The following is a 15,724-nucleotide window of genomic DNA, read 5'->3' as shown; positions in this document are numbered from 1 at the left end:
ACTTCTACACCCGCGGCAAGGTCGTCACCACCCGCTGGCCCGACCCGTCCGACGCCCCGGCGGGCGTCGACCTGGGCTTCCCCCGCAACCACTGAGCCTGACCCGAACCTCTGATGAGGCCGTCCGTTATCCGGACGGCCTCATCTTTTTTTGACGCCCGGGCTGCGATTCTCGTATCGACGGGATGAAACGGGTGACGAAGGGTCTGAGCCTTTTTGGCCTTTGAAAGCAAGGTCACATTCTGACAGGGCTTGATGAATACCTCGGTAGGGTGTCAGGCCCTGGAAAAGCGATGTGACGTGGGCCGCTTTACGATTGCGGATTCCGTAGGTAAACGGCCATTGACGCAACGGTTTCCGTCAAGGTTCCATCAACGCCGGGAGCGGACGAAGAGATGAACGACGCGAGCCGCCGGAGGCGATAACGCTCCCGCCCGAAACATCTGATGCACGAGTCGATCGGAACCGCTTCATGACCGACACGCTCCGCCCTGTCGAGACCGCCGTCCCGGACGCCGCCCCCACGGCCTCCGGGAACCCCCAAAAGCTCAAGCGCTCCATCGGCATCGTCGGCGGCACCCTGCTGACGCTCTCCTGCGTGACCCCCGCCTCCACGCTCTTCGTGGTCGTGCCCGACCTGTTCTCGTCCCTCGGCACGGCGACCGCGCTCACCATCGCGATCGGCTCGCTGCTCTGTATCGCCGTGGCGTTCTGCTACTCGGAGCTGGGCACCCTCATCCCCAGCGCGGGCGGCGAGTACGCCATGGTCTCCACGATGGCCGGACGCCTCGCGGGCTGGCTGGTCTTCGTGCTCTCGCTCCTGGTCGTCATGATCGTGCCGCCGGTGATCGCGATGGGCACGGCGGACTACCTGGCGCCGATCGTGCATCTGAACCCGTCGATGGCGGGCGCCGGAGTGATGATCCTGGCCACCCTCGCGGGCCTGCTTGACCTGCGGGCCAACGCCTGGATCACCGGCGTCTTCCTGGTCCTCGAAGTCATCGCGGCGGCCGTCGTGGCGGTCCTGGGCTTCGCGCACAGCCAGCGCGGCGTCGGCAGCCTCACCTCGATGCAGGTGGCGGGCTCCGGGGGCCACACGGACACCGTGACGGCCATCCTGGTCGTCTCCGGGCTCGCCATCGCCCTCTTCGTCACCCAGGGCTTCTCGACCGCGGTCTACCTCTCCGAGGAGCTGGAGAACCCGCGCCGCAACGTCGCCCGTACGGTGCTGGCCACCCTCGCCATCTCCACGGTCATCATCCTGGTCCCGGTCGTCGCGATCACCATGGGCGCCTCCGACCTGTCGACGCTGACCGGCGGCGACATCAGCAGCATGGTCACGGCCTGGTCGAACTCCGCCGTCGGCACCTTCGTCAGCCTCTGCGTGGCCCTCGCGATCATCAATGCGGGTATCGTCATGGTCATCCAGAACTCGCGGGTGCTGTTCGCCTCGGCCCGCGACAAGGCGTGGCCCGAGCCGGTCAACAAGGGCCTCTCGCGGCTCGGCCGCTTCGGCTCCCCCTGGGTCGCCACCCTCCTCGTGGGCGTCCCCGGCGCGCTCCTGTGCTTCGTCAACCTGGACACCCTGTACGGCGTCACGGGCGTGTCGGTGACCGGCATGTACCTGCTCGTCGCGGTCGCCGCACTGCTCGCCCGGCGCGGCAAGCACGCCCACACGCCCGCCTGGCGCATGCCGCTGTGGCCCGCGATGCCGGTCCTGCTGATCGCGGTCCTCGCCTACATCCTGAGCCAGCAGGAGACCACCTACCTGCTGTGGACCGGCGGCATCACGGCTGTCGCCACCCTGTACTGGGCCTTCTACCTGCGGCCGCGCCGCGAGACCCGCTGGCTGGTGTCGATCCCGGAGGACGCCGAAGCCTGACGGACCTCACTGCGTGAAGTCCCACGTCACCACCGTGCACGGAAGTTGTCAGTGCGCCCGCGTTGCCTTGCGACGCGGGCGCCGGGAGTGGTCGGCGTTGACACCGACCCACATCCCTTGACGCCCTCGCCCGCGCGAACGTGGGCGATTCTGGTCCGCGCTGCTGGGCGGCGCCACCGTGGGTTTCGGGGCTTGTGTGTGGAACCCGCGTTCCTTCACTCGGACAAGCGGCACGTCGGCCAAGTGTTCGCAGAACTCTCGCGGCGCATCTCCATGGGCCGTTCGTACCACGGACGCGGTATGCGGGACCGGTGCCGTACTCCCCTGGGAGGGGCGGGGGTTCAGCCCGGTGGCTGCATCGGTTGTCAGCGGTCACCCGTACCGTTGAGGGCATGGATCTTCGACTGCCCCGACTGCGCGGGCCCCGGCGGTGGATCGCGGCCGCGGCCGCCGTCGTCGTCGTGCTCGCCGGCGCGGGCACGTGGACGGCTGTCGCCTCGGACGACACCCCGCCCGTGCACCGCGCCGACCGCGTCATGGCCATGGGCGGCGGGGTGCGCATCGACACCTCGTACTTCACCGCAGGCTCGTCCTCGGACCGTCGCCCCGCCGTCCTCCTGGCGCACGGCTTCGGCGGCAGCAAGGAGGACGTACGGGACGAGGCCCAGAAGCTCGCCCGCGACGGGTACGCGGTGCTGACCTGGTCGGCGCGCGGCTTCGGAAAGTCCACCGGCGAAATCGGGCTGAACGACCCCGAGGGCGAGGTCGCCGACGTATCGAGGCTCATCGACTGGCTGGCGAAGCGGCCGGAGGTCCAGCTCGACAAGAGCGGCGATCCGCGCGTGGGCGTCACCGGGGCTTCGTACGGTGGCGCGATCTCGCTCCTCGCCGCCGCCTACGACCAGCGGGTCGACGCGATCGCCCCGGAGATCACCTACTGGAACCTGTCCGAGGCGCTCTTCCCGAACGGTGTCTTCAAGAAGCTCTGGGCCGGGATCTTCATCAACTCCGGTGGCGGCTGCGACCGGTTCGAGGACCAGCTGTGCGCGATGTACAACCGGGTCGCGGAGTCCGGCAAGCCGGACGCGGCGGCCACGAAGCTGCTTGAGGAGCGCAGCCCCTCCGCCGTCGGCGACCGCATCAAGGTGCCCACGCTCATCACACAGGGCCAGTCCGACTCCCTCTTCCCGCTCGGCCACGCCGACGCGATGGCCAAGGCGATCCGCGCGAACGGCGCGCCCGTGGACGTCGACTGGATCTCCGGCGGGCACGACGGCGGGGACATGGAGACGGACCGCGTCGAGTCCCGGGTCGGCTCATGGTTCGACCGCTACCTGAAGGACGAAGCGGGGGTGGACACGGGCCCCGCCTTCCGCGTCACCCGCACCGGAGGCATCGACTCCACCGACGGCGCCGCGCAGCTGCGGGGCGCGAGCGGGGACACGTACCCCGGCCTGGAGAGCGGGCAGCACGCGGTCACGCTGAGCGGACGCGAGCAGAGCTTCGAGAACCCGGCGGGCGCCAGTCCGCCCGCCATCTCCGCCCTCCCGGGCCTCGGCGGCTCGGGCGGCCTCTCGCAGCTCTCGTCCCTCGGCGTCGGGGTGTCCCTCGACTTCCCCGGCCAGTACGCGCGGTTCGAGTCCTCGGCGTTCGGCAGCGACCTGCGGATCACCGGGTCGCCGACGGTGACCGTGCACGTCAGGTCGAGCACCGACGACGCGGTCCTCTTCGGGAAGGTGTACGACGTCGGGCCGGGCGGTGCGCAGCCGGTACTGCCCTCGCAGCTGGTGACGCCGGTGCGGGTCGAGGGCGCGAAGACCGGCAAGGACGTCACGATCACCCTGCCCGCCATCGACCACGAGGTGCAGAAGGGCCACCGGCTGCGCCTGGTCCTCGCCTCGACCGACCTCGGCTACGCGTCACCGGCGACTCCGGCGACGTACACGGTGTCCCTGAAGAGCGACCTCAAGCTCCCGACGGCACCCGGCGTGACGACCGCCGCCGCGGCGCTGCCCGCGTGGGTGTGGTGGCTGCCGCTGGCCGGAGCGCTGGTCGCGCTGGCGCTGCCGCTGACGGGCCGCCGCCGTACGACGGCCCCGGCCCCCGAGTCCGGGCAGGCCGAAGTCCCGCTCCACATCACCGACTTGAGCAAGCGGTATGCGAAGTCGGCGGACCGGTACGCGGTACGGGACCTGTCGTTCCGTGTGGAGAAGGGCCAGGTCCTCGGCCTGCTCGGGCCGAACGGCGCGGGCAAGACGACCACCCTGCGCATGCTCATGGGCCTCATCAAGCCCGACGGCGGCGAGATCCGCGTCTTCGGGCACGCGATCCGGCCGGGCGCGCCGGTCCTCTCCCGGGTCGGGGCCTTCGTCGAGGGAGCGGGCTTTCTCCCGCACCTCTCCGGCCGCGAGAACCTGGAGCTGTACTGGCAGGCGACAGGCCGCCCGCCCGAGGACGCCCACCTGGAGGAGGCGTTGGAGATCGCGGGCCTGGGCGACGCGCTGGCCCGCGCGGTCCGCACGTACTCCCAGGGCATGCGCCAGCGCCTCGCCATCGCCCAGGCGATGCTCGGCCTCCCGGACCTGCTGATCCTCGACGAACCGACCAACGGCCTCGACCCGCCGCAGATCCGCGCGATGCGTGAGGTCATGATCCGCTACGCCGCGGCAGGCCGCACCGTCATCGTCTCCAGCCACCTCCTGGCCGAGGTCGAGCAGTCCTGCACCCACCTGGTGGTCATGGACCGCGGCCGTCTGGTCCAGGCGGGCCTGGTGTCCGAGATCGTCGGCTCCGGCGACACGCTCCTCGTGGGCACCGGCTCCCCCGTGGAGGAGCCGCTCGCCGAGAAGGTCGGCGCGCTCCCGGGCGTGGCCTCGGCCGTCGTCACCGAGGGCGGGCTGCTGGTCCGCCTCGACCCCGGCGGAAGCGCACAGCGCCTGGTCGTGGAACTCGTCCGCCTCGAAGTGCCCGTGGAGTCGGTGGGCCCCCACCGCCGCCTGGAGGACGCCTTCCTCACCCTGATCGGAGGTTCCGCATGAGCACCCTCGTCGAGCGGGCCGAGACGGCCGACGGGTACCGGGCGCGGCGCACGCTGCCGGTGCGCGTGGAGCTGATCCGGCAGCTGAAGCGACGCCGCACCCTCGTCATGGGAGCCATCCTCGCGGCGCTGCCCTTCGTCCTCGCCGTGGCGTTCGCGATCGGCGGCGACCCGGGCGCGCGGAACGGTCAGGTCACGCTGATGGACACGGCCACCGCGTCGGGCGCGAACTTCGCCGCGGTGAACCTGTTCGTGTCCGCGGGCTTCCTCCTGGTGATCCCGGTCGCGCTGTTCTGCGGGGACACCATCGCCTCCGAGGCGAGCTGGTCGTCGCTGCGCTATCTGCTGGCGGCCCCCGTGCCCCGCGCCCGCCTGCTGTGGTCCAAGCTCACCGTCGCGCTGGGCCTCAGCCTCGCCGCGATGGTGCTGCTGCCGATCGTCGCGCTCGCGGTGGGCACCGCCGCCTACGGCTGGGGCCCGCTGGAGATCCCCACCGGCGGCGCGCTCTCCGCGGGCACCGCCACCCAGCGGCTCCTCATAGTGATCGCGTACATCTTCGTGTCCCAACTGGTCACCGCGGGGCTCGCGTTCTGGCTGTCGACCAAGACGGACGCCCCGCTGGGCGCGGTCGGCGGCGCCGTCGGCCTGACGATCGTGGGGAATGTCCTGGACGCGGTCACCGCCCTCGGCAGCTGGCGCGACTTCCTGCCCGCGCACTGGCAGTTCGCCTGGGCCGACGCCGTGCAGCCCACCCCCGAGTGGGGCGGCATGATCCAGGGCACGGCGATTTCCATAACGTACGCGCTGGTGCTGTTCGCCCTGGCCTTCCACGGTTTCCGGCGCAAGGACATCGTGTCGTAGGTCTCCGGAGGATCACCTACCGGTCTCAACGACCGCCCGCCGTAGCCGCTTTGAGATCCATCCGCAACGCACCGGAGCGCACATCCCGGCCCCCTCGGACGTCACAGTCACAGATGTCGGCCCACGCCAGGGCCGCTCACCGAGGGGGCACAGATGGGGACGGACCACATACGGCGCCACACACGGGGACTGCGCGGCACCCTGCTCGCCCTGACGGCCGCGGGCGCCGTGCTGCTCACCGGTTGCGGCGCGGGCGGCGGCACGTCGGACGGCTCGAACAAGGGCGGCGGCACCCTTCCGCTGCCCGCTCCCAACCAGCCGTCGGGCGGCACCGCCCAGGGCGAGCAGCAGGGCGAACAGACGGGCGCGCCCAACCGGGAGGTCGCGCCGTCCCCCGACTACCTCTCCACCTTCGCCCTGGACGTCGACACCGCCTCGTACGGCTTCGCGCGCCGCACCCTCGCCGACGGGCGGATCCCCGACCCCTCCACCATCCGCCCCGAGGAGTTCGTCAACAGCTTCCGCCAGGACTACCAGCGCCCCGACGGCAACGGCTTCTCGGTCACCGTCGACGGCGCCCGCACGGACGACGCGCACTGGTCGCTCGTCCGGGTCGGCCTCGCCACCCGCGCGGCCGAGGCGGAGAGCGAACGCCCGCCGGCCGCCCTCACCTTCGTCATCGACATCTCCGGTTCCATGGGCGAGCCGGGCCGCCTCGACCTGGCCAAGGACTCCCTCGCCGTGATGACCGACCGGCTGCGCGACGACGACTCGGTCGCCCTGGTCACCTTCAGCAGCGAGGCCGAGACCGTCCTGCCGATGACCCGGCTCGGCGACCACCGCGGCCGCGTCCACGACGCGATCGACCGCCTGGAGCCCACGGACTCGACCAACCTCGAAGCGGGCGTGGAGACGGGATACGACACAGCCGTCGAGGGCCTGCGCAAGGGCGCCACCAACCGTGTCGTGCTGATCTCCGACGCGCTCGCCAACACCGGCGACACAGACGCGGACAGCATCCTGGAGCGCATCTCCAACGCCCGCCGCGAGCACGGCATCACCCTCTTCGGCGTCGGCGTCGGCAGCGAGTACGGCGACGCCCTCATGGAGCGCCTCGCCGACAAGGGCGACGGCCACACGACGTACGTCTCGAACCAGGACGACGCCCGCACCGTCTTCTGCGACCAGCTCCCGCAGAACATCGACCTGACGGCCCGCGAAGCCAAGGCGCAGGTCGCCTTCGACCCGGAGACGGTCGAGAAGTTCCGGCTGATCGGCTACGACAACCGAAAGGTCGCCGATCAGGACTTCCGCAACGACCGCGTCGACGGCGGCGAGGTCGGCCCCGGCCACACCGTCACCGCGCTCTACGCCGTCCGCACCAGGCCCGGCGCCTCCGGTCACCTCGCCACCGCGAGCGTCCGCTGGCTCGACCCCGACACCCGCGCCCCGCACGAGGAGTCCGGCCAGCTGGAGACCGGCTCCCTCGACGACGACCTGTGGACCTCCTCCACCTCTCTCCAAGTCGCCGCCGTGGCCGCGTACTTCGCCGACGACCTGCGTCAGGGCGACGACCGCTGGAGCGCCCTGCCCGGAGCCCTCCCGCTGGACGAACTCGTCACCCGCGCCCGCAAGGTGGCGAACGCCTCGGAGGACAAGGCGGTGAGCGACCTCGCGACCGCGGTCGAGCAGGCGAGCGACCTGGCCGCCTGAGAGGCGGGCTGCCGCCGGCGACTCAGCGGTCGCCGGCGCCGGGCCGCCGCCCGGCGCCGTACAGCAGCGCGTCGACGACGAGCGTGGCCGCCCTCGCCGGCGGGCCGCCCCAGGGCACAGGCGGCCACGTGAACCGGCCGTGCGCAACCCATTGAATTTCCGTTACGCCTGAGTAAGTTGACCCCCGAGTAAGGACCCTGCGACCGGGAGCCGTGATGGGCGTACGCAAGGATCTGAAACGGGCGAAGCGGCGGACCGACCTGGCGAGTCGCAGCGCGGTGGAGCTGTTCAGGGACGAGACCGGTACGGTCCGCGAGGCACGCACCGCCCGCCTGGCGCCGAGCCCCACCACCGGCAGCACCGCCGACCTGCCCTTCACCAACGCCACCGAGGCCCCGGACGCGGTCGTCCTGCGCCGCAGGGAACATGGCACCTGGCGCCCGGTGACCGCGGCGGCCTTCGCCCGCGAAGTCACCGACACCGCAAGGGGGTTGATCGCGGCCGGGCTCGAACCGGGCGGCCGGGTCGCGGTGATGTCCCGTACCCGCTACGAGTGGACGGTCCTCGACTTCGCGATCTGGGCGGCAGGCGGCCAGACCGTCCCGATCTACGCGACCTCCTCCGCCGAGCAAGTGGAATGGATCGTCAGGGACTCGGGCGCGCGCTTCGTGATCGTCGAGACCGACGGGAACGCGGACACCGTGGCCACCGGCACGACCCGGCACCCCGAACCCCCGCGTGTCTGGCAGCTGGACGGGGACGCGATCCGCGAACTCACCATCCTGGGCCGGGACATCCCCGACGAGGAGATCGCCAAGCGCCGCACGGCCCTGACCCCCGACACGGTCGCGACGGTCTGCTACACCTCCGGCACCACGGGCAAGCCCAAGGGCTGCGTCCTCACCCATGCCAACCTGTACGCCGAGGCCGCCAACACCGTCGAGCTGCTGCACCCCCTCTTCGAGGAGGTCACCGGGCAGATCGCCTCGACGCTCCTGTTCCTCCCGCTCGCCCACATCCTGGGCCGCACCCTCCAGATCGCCTGTCTGATGGCCCGCATCGAGCTGGGCCACTGCCCGAGCATCAAGCCCGACGAGCTCAGGCCCGCGCTACGGGAGTTCCGTCCGACCTTCCTGGTCGGCGTCCCGTACCTCTTCGAGAAGATCCACGACACCGGCCGCGCGACCGCCGAGAAGATCGGCCGTGGCGCCTCCTTCGACCGTGCCGACCGCATCGGCGTCCGCTTCGCAGAGGCGTACCTGAACAAGTTCCTCGGGGTGGGCAAGGGGCCGGGGCCCGGCCTGTACGCCGCCTGGGCGCTGTACGACCTGCTGGTCTACCGCCGTATCCGCAAGGAACTCGGCGGCCGCGCCCGCTACGCCATCAGCGGTGGCTCTCCGCTCGACCGCAACCTCAACCTCTTCTTCTGCGCGGCCGGAATCATCGTCTACGAGGGCTACGGCCTGACCGAGACGACGGCCGCGGCGACGATCGTGCCACCCCTGCGCCCCCGCCCCGGTACGGTCGGCCTCCCGGTCCCGGGAACCGCGATCCGTATCGCGGACGACGGCGAGGTCCTCATCAAGGGCGGTGTCGTCTTCGGCGCCTACTGGAACAACCCGGCGGCGACGGACGCGGTACTGCGGGACGACTGGTTCGCCACCGGCGACCTCGGCGCTCTCGACGAGGACGGCTACCTCACCATCACGGGCCGCAAGAAGGACATCCTCGTCACCTCCGGCGGCAAGAACGTCTCGCCCGCAGTCCTGGAGGACCGGCTGCGCAGCCGCCCGCCCGTCGGGCAGTGCGTCGTCGTCGGCGACAACCGCCCGTTCATAGCCGCCCTGATCACCCTGGACCCCGAGTCCGTCGCCCACTGGCTCGCGGTGCGCAAACTGCCCTCGGACACCCCACTGGCCGAGGCCGTCCGCGATCCCCGGATGCGCGCCGACGTCCAGAAGGCCGTGGACTACGCGAACGAGGCCGTCTCCCGCGCCGAGTCCATCCGCCGGTTCGCCCTGGTGGAGGGCGAGTTCACCGAGGACAACGGCCTTCTCACCCCGTCCCTGAAGGTCAAGCGCCACGCGGTGACGGCGGCATACGCGGCCGAGATCGAGGCCCTTTACCGGACCTGAGAGACCCCCGATGGCCGCCATGGGACCGGCGGACATGGGAACAGCGGGCCGCTCCGAGGAGCGACCCGCTGTGCGCGCTGCCGAATTGATCAGCTGTTGGTGGCGCCGTTGCCGGAGAGCACCGGGATGTTGTCCAGGATGTGCGAGAGCGGCTCGTCGCCCTTGGCCTGGGTGGAGTTCTCGGTGCACTGCTGGTTCTGCGGGGCCGAGAGGACCGGGACGTCCTGGAGGGCGGTGACCGGCACGACGCCCACGACCGAGCCTACGTTCGCCTTGGCCGGCAGGCCGACGCACGGCTTGTTCAGCGAGCCCTGTACGAGCGCGAGCTGGGGGCTCATGGCGCCGTGCGTTTCCTGGTTGCCGTACGACTGGACGGAGTTGTTGCCGTTGCTGGTGGTGACGCCGTCGTCGTTGCCGATAGCCAGCGCCTGGGGGGCGGCGACGGCCGAGACACCGGCGACGGAGGCGGCAATAGCCGCGGTCGCCCACAGCTTCTTCATGTTCGTTCCCTTTCGGAGAGCGGGCTCCGTTGCGGAGCCGCGTGGTGATCAACAGTGCGGTGAACGATGGGGTTGCGGGGGTATGCCCCGAATGGCCCAGAGGGTTCCTTGGGACCGGAGTTGACGCGTCGCTGCCGCTGTCGCCGTTTGAAAACGGCAGCGGGCCGCCGGGAGAGCCGGCGGCCCGCTGTACGCGGCGGATCAGCTGCCGCTGGCGCCGTTGCCGGAGAGCACCGGGATGTTGTCCAGGATGTGCGAGAGCGGCTCGTCGCCCTTGGCCTGGGTGGAGTTCTCGGTGCACTGCTGGTTCTGCGGGGACGACAGGACCGGGACGTCCTGGAGGGCGGTGACCGGCACGACGCCCACGACCGAGCCGATGTTGCCCTTGACCGGCAGACCGACGCAGGGCTTGTTCAGCGAGCCCTGGACGAGCGCCATCTGCGGGCTCATGGTGCCGTACGTCGCCTGGTTGCCGTAGATCTGCTGGGAGTTGTTGCCGTTGCTGGTGGTGACGCCCCCGTCGTTGCCGATGGCCAGTGCCTGGGGTGCGGCGGCGGCCGAAGCTCCGACGACGGAAACGGCGACTGCCGCGGCAGCCATAACCTTCTTGATCACTTACTGGTCCCTTCTGAAGCCACCCCGTCCACCGGAGCGCCCTGGACAACTGGCCCCGGCCTGCATGGTTGCTCCGATTCACTCCATTGGCCCATGTGAACGGCGCGTACACCCCGTCCGCGTGCCAGTCGTCCACGAATTCCGGGGTCACGAACGATCCATCCGGGTGAAGCCGCGAAACAATTTGCGCCGCCTCCGGTTGGCGGGGGAGCGGAAATATGCGTCTCTGCCAGGAAAGGACCCGGAGAAATAGTCAAGAAGGCAATGGCCATGACAAGCTCTGTGTCGGTCTGCCGGTCAAGGGCGACGTGGGTTCGGTCGTGGGCCTCCTGGACAACATCCCGGTGCTCTCCGGCAACGGAGCCGGCGGCAGCTGATCCGCCGCGCCCGATGCAATAAGCGTTTCTGCTTCTATCGTTTCTGCATGCTATAGGGGCACGGCGTCAGTTCGGCGCGATGCGTTCGAGTGAATTACCGGGCAGCGCACGTTCCTGAGTTTCTTCGTACCCCTATCCCTCGTTTACAGCGTGCAGGTCATGGTGCGAGCCGTTCACGCTGTGCTCGCTCGGTTTCGGCCGTCAAAGGGGCATGACCGCAGAGAAGGGAAAGCATGTGAAGCACAAGAAGAGCGCTGCTCTCGTCGCCGGCACGATCATGGCTCTGGGAATGGCCGCCCCCGCCTTCGCCGACACAGGCGCCGACGGTGCGGCTGCCAACAGCCCGGGTGTCCTCTCGGGCAACGTGATCCAGGTTCCCGTGCACATTCCTGTCAACGTGTGCGGCAACACGGTCGACGTCATCGCCCTGCTGAACCCGACGGCCGGCAACACCTGCAGCAACAGCTGACGCAACACGGCGCATCAACTGCCCCGACTGTGTCAGGGCCGGCCTTGGACTGCCTCATCGGTTCCAGGGCCGGCTTTCCTCACTTCTACCAGCAGGAAGACAACGAGATTGCGACAGACCCTGAGTAGGGGAGTGGTCGTGGCCGCGGCCGCCACGGGCATCCTGTCCCTCTACGCCACCCCCGGCTTCGCGGACTCGAACGCGAACGGAGCCGCCACGGACTCACCCGGCGTCGCGTCGGGCAACAACGTCCAGGTTCCGGTGCACGTACCGGTGAACGCCTGCGGCAATACGGTCAACGTCATCGCCGCGCTCAACCCGGCGTTCGGGAACTCCTGTGCCAACAGATCGAGTTCGAGCCCGTCGCAGGGTGCGTCCGGCTCCGGCTCCTCGGCGCACGGCGCGGCCTACGATTCGCCCGGCGTCCTGTCGGGCAACACCGCCCAGGCGCCGGTGGACGTTCCGGTCAACGCCTGCGGCAACGCGGTGGACGTGATCGGCGTGCTCAACCCCGCCTTCGGCAACCAGTGCGCCAACGAGGGTCAGCCCACGCCTCCTCCGCCGACGCCGCCTGTGACGGTTCCGCCTCGGGTTACGCCGCCGGCGACGCCTCCTCGGGTTACGCCGCCTGTGACGGTTCCTCCCCGGGTTACGCCGCCTGTGACGGTTCCGCCTCGGGTTACGCCGCCGGCGACGCCTCCTCGGGTTACGCCGCCTGTGACGGTTCCTCCCCGGGTTACGCCGCCTGTGACGGTTCCGCCTCGGGTTACGCCGCCGGCGACGCCTCCTCGGGTTACGCCGCCTGTGACGGTTCCGCCTCGGGTTACGCCGCCGACGACGCCGGTGACGGCCCCTCCTCCGCTGAAGAATGCCCATCCCGCCATCCCTCCGAACACCCCGTCTCTCACGGGGCAGGAACAGCCGCCCGGCGCTCCTCCCACGCTGGCGCGCACCGGTAGTGAGGACCTGCTCGCGGCCTCGGCCGCCAGCGTCGCCCTGCTGGCGGGCGGAGCCCTCCTGTACCGCAGGGGCCGAGCCGCGTCCCGCCGGTAGTACTCCGCGGCTTGGGTGCCGGACGCCTCACCGCGCCCGGCACCCAAGCCGTCTCGACGACCGGCTCGATGCCGTCGCGCACCCACTACGCGCCCGCCGGCCCCAGTGCCGTGGCCGCGATCCGGGCGCGGGTGGTCTCCGGGAGTCGGCGGAACAGGCCGGGGCGCTCGGCGTAGAACCAGTTGCGCCAGCCGCAGCCCAGGCCGCTGTGCGGGGAGCGGGCCGACTGCCACCAGGGGCGCCTCCGAGCCGGGGCAGGTCGTTTCAGATCAGCTGGCCGGCGCGGGCCATGACCCGTACGCGGGTGCCCTGTTCGGAGAGGAGCGCCGCCGTCTCCAGCGCGGCCGGGCCGCCCCCGATCACCGTGACGTCGCGGCCCCGGAAGCGGGAGAGTTCGCCGTGTTGGCTGCTGTGCGAGACGTACGAGGGGGCGAGGTCGCGCAGCGTTGCGGGCACCTCGACGAAGGGCAGGACGCCGACGGCCAGGGCGACTGTGCAGGTGCGCAGCACTGCGCCGTCCTCGGTAACCGCCTCGAATCCGCCGGGGCAGCCGCCCTGCTGGCCAGGAGGAATCCGGCTCACGCTTCGTGCGGGCCGGCTCCCACCACCAGGGGGTCGTACATCAGCAGCTGATCGCTTTCTCGTCGTCGGCCACGGAGTCGGTGAGGGAGTCGGCCAGGGGATCCGAGAGGGAGCCGGTCGGCGAGACCGGCCCGCCGAGCGGACGTACGACCCGGGTGTCCGGCGCACGTCGCCGCCGTACCCGCTCCACCGGCCGCAGTGCCGGGACCACAGGTCCCGCATCGCGAGGCCGGGAGCGCGGTCGTCCGGGGCGTGCCAGGCCGGCTCGCGCTCCTCGGCGCGCGGCCGCAGCGCGCTGAGCGGCGCGTAGTTCTCCACCACGAACGCGCGGCCCGGCACGGGCGCCGGGTCCAGCAGCGGACGAGCGGCCCCGCGCCACATTGGCCTGGGCAACCGTGTACAGCCCCGAACCGCTCGTCCTCACAGGCTCCGTGACGTCCGCCGAGGCCTGGAACGCGTCGGCCCCGCGCCACCCGGTGCCCGATGGCGCTGTCCGCGAGCACCGCCTTGTACGCGCCGCCGGGCTCGGCGATCAGCACCCGCCGGTTGTCCCTCGGCGGCTTCTGCTCGCCGATACGGAGGTTGCCGCCCCAGTACAGCCGCGCGTACGTGACCTCCGCGCCCTCCGGCAGACGGAGCTCCGCGCGGCTGGAGTTGCAGGTGTTCGGGTCCTTGTCGACGTCGATGTAGAACATGTCGAAGTCGCCGTTCCCGGCGGACCTTCCCTCGCGCGCGGCGGAGTCCGGGCCCACCATCGCGTGGCGCAGCAGAAGACCCGGGGGATAAGGCATGACCGGCGGTGCCCTTTCGGGGAAGAGGTTCTGGACCAGCGGACGGACGGAAATCTGGAGATCACATTTGCGCGTGATGACTCTCCATCTGTTTCCGACGTCTGCCGACGTCTGCCGACGTCTGTTTCCAAGCAGCCTCGGAGGTGCCCGAATCCCGCGAATCCAGCGGCTGTCCGTACGTATCGGTGAAACCCGGCAAGTGTGTCGGAAACGTGAAGAATTGGCGTTTCACGAGATCACTCCTTTGGAGGCGCATCCCGAGTGTGCGCCGCGCGTTGAATTCAGAGCCGGGCACCCCGCCCGGATGTTGTCTCGACTCCAAGGAGCACTTCCCCATGTCGCGTATCGCGAAGGGCCTGGCCCTGACCTCCGTTGCCGCCGCAGCTGTGGCGGGCACCGCCGGCATCGCCGCCGCCGACAGCGGCGCGAGCGGCTCGGCCGCCAACTCCCCGGGCGTCCTGTCGGGCAACGTCCTGCAGGTCCCGGTCCACGTTCCGGTGAACGTCTGCGGGAACACCGTCAACGTCGTCGCCCTGCTGAACCCCACGTTCGGCAACGCCTGCAGCAACGGCTGACGGCAGCGCGAGTCATTCGGCCGGCCGCCCTCCCCGACGGGAGGGCGGCCGGTCCGCGTTGCCCCGAATGGGGGGAAGAGGGTGTCGTCTCCCGGCATGGCTCCTCACCAGGGGCGACGTCGGTGACAAGGGGGTCGGACCGCTATGCGGAGCAGTCGATCGGTTGCAGGCGGAGATGCCCGCTTTCACGGTGAGCACTAGACCCCACGCCACCATCGAAGGAACATCCATGCGTGCTCTGCCCGCACGGCGCATAGCGTCCTCCGCACTCTGCGCCACGCTTCTGCTCGGGATCGCCGGACCGGCCGCCATGGCGGCGGACAGCGTCTCGGCGCATGGCCGCACCGTCCATGCTGTGGCCCCCGACCCCGATGCGGACGCGCTTCTGGCGCAGGTGCAGTCACTGGGCGACATCGCCGGCGTGCTGACCCCGGTCACCGATCTGCTCAACGCCGCGCTCAAGGCGGGCAACGGCCAGCTCTCCGCCGACGACGCGGCGAAGCTCAGTCAGGCCTTGAAGGACGCGATCGCCAAGGCCACCGCGGTGGCTCCGGTGACGCCGCCGGTCGCGCTTCCGACGGCGCCGACCACGCCGGCGCCGGCAACTCCGACCACGACGACGGAGCCCACCACGCCCGCACTGACGAAGAGCGCCGAGCGGCAGGGCGACGACAAGGCGCCGAGCGCCGAGGGGTCGCATGCCGAGGCGCCGGCGGACCTCAAGGGCGACGCGCCGGCTGCCCTGCAGGCCACGATCGACACGCTGGTGAACGCAGTCCCGTCCGGTGACGCCACCCAGGTCGTGCCCGCAGCCACCGCCGTGGTGACCGGCCTCGTCAACTTCGTCGTCGCCACGGTGCTCGGCGGCGGTCTGCCGGCGGCGAACCTGCCCGGCCTGTCGTCGTTGACGAGCACGCTGCCGACGAGCACGGTCACGAGCCCGCTGTCGACGGCCTCGGTCACCAGCGCGGTCCCGGTGTCCGGTCTGCTGCCCACCTCCTGAGCCAGGGGAGCGGTCTGAGGCGAAGCAGTCGCCACCCTGGGGGGGGGGGGGGGGGGGGGGGGGGGGGGGGGGGGGGGGGGGGGGGGGGGGGGGGGGGGGGGGGGGGGGGGGGGGGGGGGGGGGGGGGGGGGG

The 15,724-nt window shown here is 70.8% G+C and carries 12 protein-coding genes and 2 pseudogenes; 9 read left to right on the top strand and 5 right to left on the bottom strand.

What is annotated here, in order from left to right; translation table 11 throughout:
* The first annotated feature begins 471 nt into the window (after positions 1 to 471).
* From ACZ4WS_RS47555 to ACZ4WS_RS47535, 5 genes are all read left to right on the top strand, one after another.
* Positions 472 to 1,881: an APC family permease gene (locus ACZ4WS_RS47555; RefSeq protein ID WP_467990431.1), complete on the top strand. Its 1,410-nt coding sequence runs from the start codon at positions 472 to 474 to the stop codon at positions 1,879 to 1,881.
* 392 nt (positions 1,882 to 2,273) lie between these two features.
* A complete protein-coding gene (locus ACZ4WS_RS47550; protein ID WP_467990429.1) occupies positions 2,274 to 4,919 on the top strand; it encodes an alpha/beta fold hydrolase in 2,646 nt (881 codons plus the stop codon).
* Positions 4,916 to 5,779, top strand: a complete 864-nt coding sequence (locus ACZ4WS_RS47545) for an ABC transporter permease (RefSeq protein ID WP_467990427.1) — start codon at positions 4,916 to 4,918, stop codon at positions 5,777 to 5,779. Before ACZ4WS_RS47550 ends, ACZ4WS_RS47545 begins: the two co-directional genes overlap by 4 nt.
* 153 nt (positions 5,780 to 5,932) lie before the next feature.
* Complete coding sequence (locus ACZ4WS_RS47540; RefSeq protein ID WP_467990425.1) at positions 5,933 to 7,492, top strand: vWA domain-containing protein; 1,560 nt, start codon at positions 5,933 to 5,935, stop codon at positions 7,490 to 7,492.
* 215 nt (positions 7,493 to 7,707) lie between these two features.
* On the top strand, positions 7,708 to 9,627 hold the full coding sequence (locus tag ACZ4WS_RS47535) for an AMP-dependent synthetase/ligase (protein ID WP_467990423.1): 1,920 nt from the start codon (positions 7,708 to 7,710) through the stop codon (positions 9,625 to 9,627).
* A gap of 89 nt (positions 9,628 to 9,716) precedes the next feature.
* Here the strand turns inward: ACZ4WS_RS47535 and ACZ4WS_RS47530 are convergent, their stop codons facing one another.
* Positions 9,717 to 10,127, bottom strand: coding sequence for a rodlin (locus tag ACZ4WS_RS47530; protein ID WP_467990421.1), 411 nt, complete (start codon positions 10,125 to 10,127; stop codon positions 9,717 to 9,719).
* A gap of 201 nt (positions 10,128 to 10,328) precedes the next feature.
* Positions 10,329 to 10,742 carry a rodlin gene (locus ACZ4WS_RS47525; RefSeq protein ID WP_467990419.1) on the bottom strand — a complete coding sequence of 138 codons (414 nt, stop codon included), beginning with the start codon at positions 10,740 to 10,742 and terminating at the stop codon, positions 10,329 to 10,331.
* 588 nt (positions 10,743 to 11,330) lie between these two features.
* Here ACZ4WS_RS47525 and ACZ4WS_RS47520 point away from each other — a divergent pair.
* Entirely contained in the window at positions 11,331 to 11,588 is a 258-nt protein-coding gene (locus tag ACZ4WS_RS47520) for a chaplin (protein ID WP_467990417.1), read from the top strand.
* Between the two features lie 108 nt (positions 11,589 to 11,696).
* The gene (locus ACZ4WS_RS47515) at positions 11,697 to 12,641 is read left to right on the top strand and encodes a chaplin (protein ID WP_467990415.1); all 945 of its coding nucleotides are present in this window, start codon (positions 11,697 to 11,699) and stop codon (positions 12,639 to 12,641) included.
* On the opposite strand, the pseudogene ACZ4WS_RS47510 reads toward ACZ4WS_RS47515, so the two are convergent.
* The 3 genes and pseudogenes from ACZ4WS_RS47510 to ACZ4WS_RS47500 all read right to left on the bottom strand — a co-directional run.
* Positions 12,625 to 13,229 (bottom strand): annotated as a pseudogene (locus ACZ4WS_RS47510) (NAD(P)-dependent oxidoreductase); the annotation flags it as partial. The gene ACZ4WS_RS47515 and the pseudogene ACZ4WS_RS47510 sit on opposite strands and share 17 nt — an antisense overlap.
* A 34-nt stretch (positions 13,230 to 13,263) precedes the next feature.
* Positions 13,264 to 13,434 carry a hypothetical protein gene (locus tag ACZ4WS_RS47505; protein ID WP_467990433.1) on the bottom strand — a complete coding sequence of 57 codons (171 nt, stop codon included), beginning with the start codon at positions 13,432 to 13,434 and terminating at the stop codon, positions 13,264 to 13,266.
* A gap of 132 nt (positions 13,435 to 13,566) precedes the next feature.
* Positions 13,567 to 13,948 (bottom strand): annotated as a pseudogene (locus ACZ4WS_RS47500) (DUF3344 domain-containing protein); the annotation flags it as partial.
* Positions 13,949 to 14,349: 401 nt separating this feature from the next.
* Here ACZ4WS_RS47500 and ACZ4WS_RS47495 point away from each other — a divergent pair.
* Together ACZ4WS_RS47495 and ACZ4WS_RS47490 are read left to right on the top strand one after the other, a co-directional pair.
* Positions 14,350 to 14,589, top strand: a complete 240-nt coding sequence (locus ACZ4WS_RS47495; protein WP_467990413.1) for a chaplin — start codon at positions 14,350 to 14,352, stop codon at positions 14,587 to 14,589.
* Positions 14,590 to 14,818: 229 nt separating this feature from the next.
* Entirely contained in the window at positions 14,819 to 15,592 is a 774-nt protein-coding gene (locus tag ACZ4WS_RS47490) for a hypothetical protein (protein ID WP_467990412.1), read from the top strand.
* Positions 15,593 to 15,724 lie beyond the last annotated feature (132 nt).

This window comes from Streptomyces sp. NPDC029292 (genome assembly GCF_055569295.1).
Note: the sequence above shows the minus strand (reverse complement) of the source record. Positions and strands in the feature narration are given on the sequence as shown.

What these genes read in the sequence shown, in the direction of transcription:
- ACZ4WS_RS47555 (WP_467990431.1), top strand. Translation starts at nt 472, where the DNA reads ATGACCGACACGCTCCGCCCTGTCGAGACCGCCGTCCCGGACGCCGCC.
- ACZ4WS_RS47550 (WP_467990429.1), top strand. Translation starts at nt 2,274, where the DNA reads ATGGATCTTCGACTGCCCCGACTGCGCGGGCCCCGGCGGTGGATCGCG.
- ACZ4WS_RS47545 (WP_467990427.1), top strand. Translation starts at nt 4,916, where the DNA reads ATGAGCACCCTCGTCGAGCGGGCCGAGACGGCCGACGGGTACCGGGCG.
- ACZ4WS_RS47540 (WP_467990425.1), top strand. Translation starts at nt 5,933, where the DNA reads ATGGGGACGGACCACATACGGCGCCACACACGGGGACTGCGCGGCACC.
- ACZ4WS_RS47535 (WP_467990423.1), top strand. Translation starts at nt 7,708, where the DNA reads ATGGGCGTACGCAAGGATCTGAAACGGGCGAAGCGGCGGACCGACCTG.
- ACZ4WS_RS47530 (WP_467990421.1), bottom strand. Translation starts at nt 10,127, where the DNA reads ATGAAGAAGCTGTGGGCGACCGCGGCTATTGCCGCCTCCGTCGCCGGT.
- ACZ4WS_RS47520 (WP_467990417.1), top strand. Translation starts at nt 11,331, where the DNA reads ATGACCGCAGAGAAGGGAAAGCATGTGAAGCACAAGAAGAGCGCTGCT.
- ACZ4WS_RS47495 (WP_467990413.1), top strand. Translation starts at nt 14,350, where the DNA reads ATGTCGCGTATCGCGAAGGGCCTGGCCCTGACCTCCGTTGCCGCCGCA.
- ACZ4WS_RS47490 (WP_467990412.1), top strand. Translation starts at nt 14,819, where the DNA reads ATGCGTGCTCTGCCCGCACGGCGCATAGCGTCCTCCGCACTCTGCGCC.